7 protein-coding genes and 1 pseudogene are annotated in these 8,447 nt (G+C 70.8%); 4 read left to right on the forward strand and 4 right to left on the reverse strand.

From position 1 onward, the window contains the following. Positions 1 to 150: 150 nt before the first annotated feature. Entirely contained in the window at positions 151 to 624 is a 474-nt protein-coding gene (locus tag K0M70_RS08595; protein WP_290781388.1) for a hypothetical protein, read from the reverse strand. 140 nt (positions 625 to 764) lie between these two features. Between K0M70_RS08595 and K0M70_RS08600 the strand changes: the two genes are divergently transcribed. After that, positions 765 to 1,667, forward strand: a complete 903-nt coding sequence (locus K0M70_RS08600) for a GGDEF domain-containing protein (RefSeq protein WP_290781389.1) — start codon at positions 765 to 767, stop codon at positions 1,665 to 1,667. Between the two features lie 52 nt (positions 1,668 to 1,719). On the opposite strand, the gene ispG is transcribed toward K0M70_RS08600, so the two are convergent. Together ispG and K0M70_RS08610 are read right to left on the reverse strand one after the other, a co-directional pair. Then, a complete protein-coding gene (gene ispG / locus K0M70_RS08605) occupies positions 1,720 to 2,955 on the reverse strand; it encodes a flavodoxin-dependent (E)-4-hydroxy-3-methylbut-2-enyl-diphosphate synthase (RefSeq protein ID WP_290781390.1) in 1,236 nt (411 codons plus the stop codon). Then, positions 2,952 to 4,601, reverse strand: coding sequence for a hypothetical protein (locus K0M70_RS08610; protein WP_290781391.1), 1,650 nt, complete (start codon positions 4,599 to 4,601; stop codon positions 2,952 to 2,954). The genes ispG and K0M70_RS08610 overlap by 4 nt, the downstream gene beginning before the upstream one ends. Before the next feature lie 104 nt (positions 4,602 to 4,705). Between K0M70_RS08610 and xseA the strand changes: the two genes are divergently transcribed. Beyond that, complete coding sequence (gene xseA, locus K0M70_RS08615; RefSeq protein WP_290781392.1) at positions 4,706 to 6,055, forward strand: exodeoxyribonuclease VII large subunit; 1,350 nt, start codon at positions 4,706 to 4,708, stop codon at positions 6,053 to 6,055. Between the two features lie 13 nt (positions 6,056 to 6,068). Here xseA and K0M70_RS08620 read toward each other — a convergent pair whose 3' ends face one another. Further along, complete coding sequence (locus K0M70_RS08620) at positions 6,069 to 7,508, reverse strand: diguanylate cyclase (RefSeq protein WP_290781393.1); 1,440 nt, start codon at positions 7,506 to 7,508, stop codon at positions 6,069 to 6,071. Between the two features lie 53 nt (positions 7,509 to 7,561). Here K0M70_RS08620 and K0M70_RS08625 point away from each other — a divergent pair, with 53 nt between their 5' ends. Both K0M70_RS08625 and K0M70_RS08630 read left to right on the forward strand, forming a co-directional pair. Then, entirely contained in the window at positions 7,562 to 8,137 is a 576-nt protein-coding gene (locus K0M70_RS08625) for an RNA polymerase sigma factor (protein WP_290781394.1), read from the forward strand. A 65-nt stretch (positions 8,138 to 8,202) separates the two neighbouring features. Continuing rightward, positions 8,203 to 8,447, forward strand: a pseudogene (locus tag K0M70_RS08630) (hypothetical protein); the annotation flags it as partial.

Consider the following 8,447-nt stretch of genomic DNA (forward strand, 5'->3'; position numbering starts at 1 on the left):
GGCGACCACGCTGCCCGAGCGCGTGGGCAGGCCTTCGGTTGGCGACAGGTCGTCCTGGTCCTGGGCGGTCATGCTGGCTTCCCGCGGCGGCCAAGGCCGCTGACGCAGGCCGCCCGGGCAGGCCGCCTGCGGCGGGGCTGCAGCGAAGGCCTAGAGCGCGTCTTCGTCACCCGAAAGCTCGATTTCCTTGTTGTCGGCCGTCTGCGCCGCGATGTCCATCGCCGACTCCAGCTCGGACGCGTTGACCGAATCGGGCAGCTTGATGACGAAGTACAGCACGTCACCCTGCAGTTCCCAGCTGCCCAGCTTGTTGCTGCGGCTGTCGGCCATCAGTTCGATCGCCTGGGGACCGGTGATGCCGTCCTTGGCCGCCGGTGCGAACACTTCGCGCACCTTGAAGCCGCCGACCGACTCGGTGCTGCCAGAGACGAACACCAGCTGCGTGCGGTTTTCGTCCTTGTACGAATACGTGACCTTGTAGTCTCCGTCCGCGTCCACGTCGTACTTGACGCCGCGCGCATCCAGCCGGGTCTTGACGGAGGCGTCGGCCGCGACGGTGGAGGAAGCCAGCACGCTGCCAGCCAGCAGCAGCGGCACGAGGATGAGGCGGGCGTTCTGGCGCATGGTCGTCCTTGGTGTCGGGAAAGCCTGATTCTGTAACTGCCGGCCCCTTCGCGTCCATGCCTTGTTGCCGACCCCGGGACCACCGGCCCCGGCATCGGCTAGACTCAAACCGACCCCGAGACCGGCCCGCCCGCTCCGCCATGAGTCAGCGCGACACCGACCCGATCACCAACCAGCTCACCGTGCTCAGCGGCGGCCCCCGGCGCAGCGGGCCGCGTTCGGCGTTCGGGGTGGTGATCCACGGGGCGGGCCTGGGCAAGCGCGCCGACATCGACGCCACGCCCGTGGTGGTGGGCCGATCGCAGGAGGCAGACCTGCACATCCCCCACAAATCGGTGTCCCGGCAGCACTGCGAGATCTGGCGCCAGGACGACACCTATCGCATCCGCGACCTGGGCGCGACCAACCGAACCCGGGTGAACGAACAGCCGGTCACCGAAGCCACGCTGGCCGACGGCGACCACGTGACGCTGGGCGAATCGATCCTCAAGTTCATCAGCCATTCCAGCGTGGAGGCCCACTACCACGAAGAGGTGTACCAGCTGGCCACCCACGATGCGCTGACCGAACTCTACAACCGTCGCCACTTCATCGAGCTGGTGGACAAGGAGATCGCACGCGCCCACCGCCATGGCCGGCCGCTGGTGATGTGCATCATCGACGTGGATCTGTTCAAGCCGGTGAACGACAGCTTCGGCCACGTGGCCGGCGACGGCGTGCTGCGGCAGCTGGCGGCCGTGGTGCGTGGGTTCGTACGCGGCGAAGACATCGCCGCACGCATTGGCGGCGAAGAGTTTGCCGTACTGCTGCCCGAGTCGGACCTGGCGTCCGCACGCGCGTTCGCCGAGCGGCTGCGCGAAGCCGTGGCGGCCAGCGAGTTCCTGCTGGGCGGCGAACCGCGCAAGATCACCATCAGCGTGGGCATCGCCGACCTTGATCCCGCCCGCGCCGAGCGCGGCGCGCTGATGCAGGCGGCCGATGCGGCGCTTTATCGCGCCAAGGAAGCGGGCCGCAACCGGGTCTGGGTGCAGGGCGAGGGCTAGCCCCGCCGCGGCGGCGCGCCAACGCCGCCGGGTGGGCAGGCGCCGGCTGGCCTCAGGGCGAGCGTGCCCCGTAGCGCTTGGCCACGTAGTCGTCGATGACGTTGACGAAATCGTCGGCGATGTTGTCGCCGCGCAGCGTCATTGCCTTCTGGCCGTCGATGAACACCGGTGCCGTAGGCGCCTCGCCGGTACCCGGCAGCGAAATGCCGATGTCGGCATGGCGCGATTCACCCGGCCCGTTCACCACGCAGCCCATCACCGCCAGCGAGAGGTTTTCCACGCCCGGGTACTTGAGCTTCCACACGGGCATCTGGCCGCGCACGTGTTCCTGCACGCGCTGGGCCAGCACCTGGAAGAATTCCGACGTGGTGCGCCCGCAGCCCGGGCAGGCGGTCACCAGGGGCGTGAACGCACGCAGGCCCATGGTCTGCAGGAGTTCCTGCGCCACCACCACTTCCAGGGTGCGCGGCGCGCCGGGCTCGGGCGTCAGCGAGATGCGGATGGTGTCGCCAATGCCTTCCTGCATCAGCACCGCCAGCGCCGCGCTGGAGGCCACCATGCCCTTGCTGCCCATGCCTGCTTCGGTGAGCCCCAGGTGCAGGGGGAAGTCCGAGCGCAGGGCCAGCTCGCGGTAGACGGCAATCAGCTCCTGCACACCGCTGACCTTGGCCGAAAGAATGATGCGGTCGCGCGGCAGGCCGATTTCGACGGCCTTTTCCGCCGACTCCAGCGCCGACACCACCAGGGCTTCGCGCAGCACGCGCGCCGCATCCCAGGGCTGGGCCCGCGCCGCGTTTTCATCCATCAGGCGCGCCGCCAGCGACTGGTCCAGCGACCCCCAGTTCACGCCGATCCGCACCGGCTTGCCGTAAAGCACCGCGGTTTCGATGATCGCGCCGAACTGCAGGTCTTTCTTGCGGCCGAAGCCGACGTTGCCGGGGTTGATGCGGTACTTGGCCAGGGCGCGTGCGCAGGCCGGTTCATCGGCCAGCAGCTGGTGGCCGTTGTAGTGGAAGTCGCCCACCAGCGGCACCGGCACCGACATCATGTCCAGCTTTTCGCGGATGCGCGGCACGGCGGCAGCCGATTCGGGGTTGTTCACCGTGACGCGCACCAGCTCGGAGCCGGCGCGCCAAAGCGCGGCCACCTGTTTGACGGTGGCGTCGACGTCGGCCGTGTCGGTATTGGTCATGGACTGCACCACTACCGGCGCGCCGCCGCCAATCAGCACCTTGTCCACGGCCACGGCGCGGGTGCTGCGGCGCGGCTGGGCGGAGGCGTCGCTCATGCGGCCTCCCCTTCGGCCACGGCCTGGGGCTCGCCCAGAAGCACGTAGTCGCCGGCGTTCAGCAGCACTTCCACGTCCGACAGCACGTCGGGGGCGCGCGGCGCGATCTCGGGGAACTGGCTGCTGACGTCATGGATCACTTCAATGCGGCTGCCCGACTCGACGCTGGAGTTGGAGATGAAGCAGCGGCCCCGGGTACCGTCGATGGGGAAAATCTCCACCGCGCGGCTGAGCTGGCGGCTGCCGCCGTCGGCGCTGACCACGCGCAGCGCCACCGGGCTGGCGCGCCGCGACAGCAGTTCGACGCCGGCCGACAGGCTACCGTCGTCCTCGTAGCGCAGCCAGCGCATCACGCCGACCATCCACTCCTGGTCGTCGCCCTGGTCGCCGAAGTTCAGCCCGACCAGTTCACCCACGCGCGCGCGCGCCTGCTCGGCGCTTTCCCAGGCCATGCGGTAGCCGCCCAGGCTCTGGTCCAGCGCCTTGCCGGTGAAGCGCGGCACCTTGGTCATGCCGGCGGCGCCCTGGGTCCAGGCCGCGCCGGCGATCACGTGCACCGTGCCCTGCGCCGACTGCCGCATGAAGGTGTCGAAGTCGCGCTGGCCCGCCAGGAAATAATGCAGCCCGCTCAGGCCCAGCACGGTGTCGAGCCGATGGCCGGCCGGCAGGCGGGCCAGGCCGCGTGCGGCGATCTGGCCGAAGGCGCGCTGCAGGCGGATCAGCAGGTCGTTGCCGACGCGCACTGCGGCGCCCGGGCTGGGGTTGAGTTCGGACTGGCCGTCGCGCACCCGGAGCATGGCGCGATCCACGTCACTGGCGAAGGCGCGCAGATCGAGCCAGAGCGAATGGGATTCGTCGCCGGCGCCGGGGCCCGGACCGCGGTCCGCATCTTCGGGCACCACGGGCGACAGGCCGTCGGGCGGCTGCTCGCTCAGGCCGCAGCGGGCTGCGTAGCCCCGCGTGATCGGCCAAAGGGCGTCCTGTTCGGACTGGCCGAAGGCATAGGGATTTATGGCGGCCAGCAGCAGGGTTTGCACGTAAATGGTGTTGACGTCCTGGCTGGCGCCGGCGGCACTGTCGTCCACCAGCTTGCGGTCGAGCTTGAGCACGGCGGCGTACCGGTGCACCCGGTGCAGCCCCTGCCACGCACCCGCGCCGGGCGCGCGATACACGCGCCAGGCCAGCGCCAGCGCCCGCGAGTAGTGCCAGGCCGCGCGCTGCAGCGACTGCAGCACGCTGCCGCCCTTGAGGAAGGGAACCGCGCCGGCGGGGCTGCAGATGTCGTGCGCCGCCCGACGGTAGCCGTGCCCCAGCATCAGATGGAAGTTTTCGGCCACGGCGGCCGCCCTCGCCTTTTCCGGCGGCAGCGGCAGCGAGTTGGAGGCGAACTGGCTCTCGAGCAGGTTCACCGACTCGATCACGGCGGCGCGCATTTCCTCCAGCGCGCCCAGCCTCTGGGTTCCGGAAAGTTTCTGGCTGACCAGGCTCTCCAGCGCCCGCGCCAGCGACTGCTCCGTCGCCTGCGCGTTGGCCCTGGGCAGTGCCGCCACCCAAGCCTTGACCTTGCGCGCGTCGGCAACGAACACCCCGGCGCCGTCGACGCGGTCGGGAAGGTCTTCGCCCAGCCTTCTGTAGCTATCGCTCATCTTGTGTCCTCATGGCGCACACAGTTTAGACCGGGCAGACGCCAGCCGTACCCCCCCGGGCAAACGCGGCGCGCTATCCTGTCGGGCCGTCCCCGGCTTCTTCCATGTCCCAGCTTGCCCGTGAACGCCAGGTGTTGCGCCCGTGCCAGCTCAACGCGCTGGCGCGCGACCTGCTGGAGGGCAGCTTCGCCCAGGTCTGGGTCGAGGGCGAGATCAGCAACTTCTCCCGGCCGGCGTCGGGCCACGCCTATTTCACCCTCAAGGACGAGCGCGCCCAGGTGCGCTGCGCGCTGTTCAAGCCCAAGGCCCAGGCGCTGCGCTTCCTGCCGCGCGACGGCCTGCAGGTGCTGGCCCGCGGTCGGCTGACCCTTTACGAAGCGCGCGGCGACTACCAGCTGGTGCTCGACCACATGGAAGAGGCCGGCGAAGGCGCCCTGCGCCGGGCGTTCGAACAGCTCAAGGCCAGGCTGGCCGCCGAGGGACTGTTCGACGCGGCGCGCAAGCGGCCACTGCCGGCCTTCCCGCGCCGCCTGGGCGTAATCACGTCACCGCGTGGCGCGGCCGTGCGCGATGTGCTCAGCGTCCTGGCGCGGCGCTTCCCCCTGCTGGCCGTGGACGTGCTGCCGGTGCCGGTGCAGGGCGACGGAGCGGCCGCGCAGATCCTGGACATGCTGCGCCGGGCCGGCGCCAGCGGTCGCTACGACGTGCTGCTGCTGACCCGCGGCGGCGGTTCGCTGGAGGACCTGTGGGCCTTCAATGACGAAGCCCTGGCGCGCGCGGTGGCGAATTCGCCGGTGCCGGTGGTGTCGGCCGTGGGCCACGAAATCGACTCCAGCCTGACCGACTTCGCCGCCGACCTGCGCGCGCCGACGCCCTCGGCGGCGGCCGAACTGCTGGTGCCCGAGCGCGGCGAACTGGCGGCGCGGCTGCACCAGCGCCACCGCCAGCTGCAGGCCCTGCTGGCACGCATGCAGGCCGCGCGCGCCCAGCGCGCCGACCAGGCCTTCCTCAAGCTGCAGGCGCTGCGCCCGCAGCTGCGGCTCGAGCAGGGGCGCGGCCGGCTGGCCGCGCTGCGCAGGCGGCTCGAGCTCGCCCTGGCCCAGCCGCTGGCCGGCGCGTCGGAGCGTACCGGCAAACTGCTCAGGCGCCTGGACCAGGCGCATCCGCGGCGGCGCCTGCAGGATCATCGCCATCGGCTGCAGATGCTCGGGCAGCGGCTACGCGCGGCGCCGCCGCAGGCCCTTGCCCGGCATCGGATGCAGCTGCAGGGACTGGCGCGCGCCCTGTCGAGCATCAGCCCGCTGGCGACGCTGGCGCGCGGCTACGCGATCGTCCAGCGCGAGTCGGACGGCGCCGTGGTGCGCGGGCCAGGCGATGCGGCCAAGGGCGCCTGGCTGCGCGCACGCCTGGCCGAGGGCACGCTGAGGCTGCGGGTCGGGGACGACCAGGACTGAGCCGCGGGCAGCATCACGGCGCCGCCAGCGTCGTGGCGAAAGCAATGCCTTCGCCGCCGGAATGCTTGGCCCGGTACATGGCCTCGTCGGCGTTGTGCAGCAGCACCCGCGAGGTGTCGCCGTCCTCGGGGAAACGCGCCACGCCGATGCTGACACCCACCTGCAGCCGGTGGCCGTCGATCTGCATCGGTCGGCCGACCTCGGCCTGGACCCGGCGCGCGGCGGCCAGCAGCCACGTTTCGTCGGCAATGTCGTCCACCGGCAACATCACCACGAACTCGTCGCCGCCCATGCGCGCCACGAGGTCGCCCGGGCGCACCGACTCCAGCAGGCGCTGGCCGATCAGTTCAAGCAGGGCGTCGCCGGTGGCATGGCCATGGGTGTCGTTCACCGGCTTGAAACCGTTGAGATCGAGCGACATCAGCGCGAAGCGACCCGTGCCGCGCTCGCCGCGGGCGATCAGGCGGGCCAGCTGCTGCAGCGCCCAGCGCCGGTTGGGCAGGTTGGTCAACACGTCGATGCCGGCCAGCAGGCGGATGCGCGAGCGGTCGTGCAGGATGCGTGCGGTGGCAAGCGCGGCGAGCAGGCTCAGCAGCGCCCGGAACACGAACCCCGGCGATTGCCACCATTCGCGCCGGGTCCAGCCTTCGTCCGGCACCGCCGAAATCAGCCAGCTGCCTCCGGGCAGGAACACGGGCAACTTCACCGGTCGTTCGGAGGCGGCGATGCGCGGGCCGCGGATGATGCCGCCACCTGGCCCGGTGGCATCCAGGCCCACCACGTCGAAGCGAAGCGAACGCTCCAGCCGCATCAGCCCGGCGCGCTCGAGCATGAGTTCGTAGTCCAGCGCGATGCTTACCGCACCCCAGAAGCGCGGCACGCCCTCCACGTCCACCCACAGCGGGATTCGCACCAGCAGGGCGCTGCCGCCCTGCACCAGGTCGTAGGGCCCGGCCAGCACCGGGCCGTCTTCGGTGATGGCGCGCAGCATCGCGTCCTTCTGGACGGGGTGTTCCAGCAGGTTCAGGCCGATGGCCGCCTCGTTGCCGCGCCGGGGGTAGATGTCGCTGATGATGAAGCCCGGCGCCAGGGACAGGTTGAGGATGTGCGACTGGCCACGCAGCAGCTCGTCGGCGATGGCCTCGAAGTCTTCGCTGGACAGGCCGCCTTCGCGCAGCACCACCTGCACGGCCAGGCCGCGCACCAGCGCCTCGCTGGCATAGATGTCGCGCTCGAAGCGGGCGCGGAAATCCGACAGCTCCGCCTGCACTTCGCGCTGGCGCTCGCTGACTTCGCGACGATGCGCGAGGCTGGCGGCGCTGAAACTGAAGTACAGGCCCAAGGCCAGCACCACCAGGGCCACCGCCAGGTGCCGCCCGGGCCGCAGCCAGCCGTCGGCGCGCAGCGCGCGGGGGCTGGCGTCAACGGGCATGGGTTCGAAGGTCCGGGGCATGGCGTCAATTTACACCGGAGTCCAGGGACGTGACCGGCCCCGGCTTCACCGCCGTGGCGAAAGACCGTAGGCTTGATCGCAAGCAGGGGGAGCCCACCGACGAGGAACAGTTGCTGGCCTACGGGGCCGGCGACGTGACGGCGTTCCAGGCCCTGTATTCACGCCACCGCGGCCCGTTGTTCCGGCACCTGCATCGGCAGCTGCGGGACCAGGGGCTGGCCGAGGAGCTCTTCCAGGACACCTGGCAGCGGGTGATCACCGCCCGCGACCGCTACCGGCCCGAGGCCAAGTTCTCCACGTGGCTGTACCAGATCGCCCACAACCGGGTCACCGACCACTGGCGCGCCAGACAGCACCGCCCCAGCGCGCCCGACGACGCCGCTGAACTGGCCGAGCGCGTGCCGGACCCGGAAACGCCCGAGCGCGCGCTGTCGGCGTTCGAGGAGCGCCGCCGCCTGCAGCGGGCGCTCGAGGATCTTCCCGACGACCAGCGCGAGGTGGTGCTGCTGCGACTGGAACAGGAGCTGAGCCTGGAGGAAATCGGCGAAATCACCGGCGTCGGTCGCGAAACGGTCAAGTCGCGCCTGCGCTACGCCATGGACAAGCTGCGCGGGAGGCTGCAGCCATGATCCATCAACCCCGTTCTTCGAACCGGCACGTTGAAGGTGTGGCCACCCCAACCAGGAGCCACCCCATGCGTCAGTTGCTGATCAGCTGCCTTGCCCTCGCCGTCGCCGCCGGCTGCGCCCGCCAACCCCAGGAAACCCGGCTCCAGGAACCCTACGCCGCAGCCGATGCCGAGGCCAAGACCTCCGCCGAGGGCGACCAGCGCGCCAACGTCGGCGCGGTCGTCGTCGGCCCGCGCCCGCCCGCCGCGCTTTCGGCCGACACCCCACCGCCACAAAAGTCGCCGCCCCCCGCGCCCCCCCCCCCCGCCAC

The sequence above is a fragment of the Arenimonas sp. genome (assembly GCF_019459675.1).
In the GTDB taxonomy this organism is placed as follows: domain Bacteria; phylum Pseudomonadota; class Gammaproteobacteria; order Xanthomonadales; family Xanthomonadaceae; genus Arenimonas.

Bases quoted from the DNA above. Each gene is read 5' to 3' on its own strand.
- K0M70_RS08595 (WP_290781388.1), bottom strand. From the start codon at position 624: ATGCGCCAGAACGCCCGCCTCATCCTCGTGCCGCTGCTGCTGGCTGGC.
- K0M70_RS08600 (WP_290781389.1), top strand. From the start codon at position 765: ATGAGTCAGCGCGACACCGACCCGATCACCAACCAGCTCACCGTGCTC.
- ispG (WP_290781390.1), bottom strand. From the start codon at position 2,955: ATGAGCGACGCCTCCGCCCAGCCGCGCCGCAGCACCCGCGCCGTGGCC.
- K0M70_RS08610 (WP_290781391.1), bottom strand. From the start codon at position 4,601: ATGAGCGATAGCTACAGAAGGCTGGGCGAAGACCTTCCCGACCGCGTC.
- xseA (WP_290781392.1), top strand. From the start codon at position 4,706: ATGTCCCAGCTTGCCCGTGAACGCCAGGTGTTGCGCCCGTGCCAGCTC.
- K0M70_RS08620 (WP_290781393.1), bottom strand. From the start codon at position 7,508: ATGCCCCGGACCTTCGAACCCATGCCCGTTGACGCCAGCCCCCGCGCG.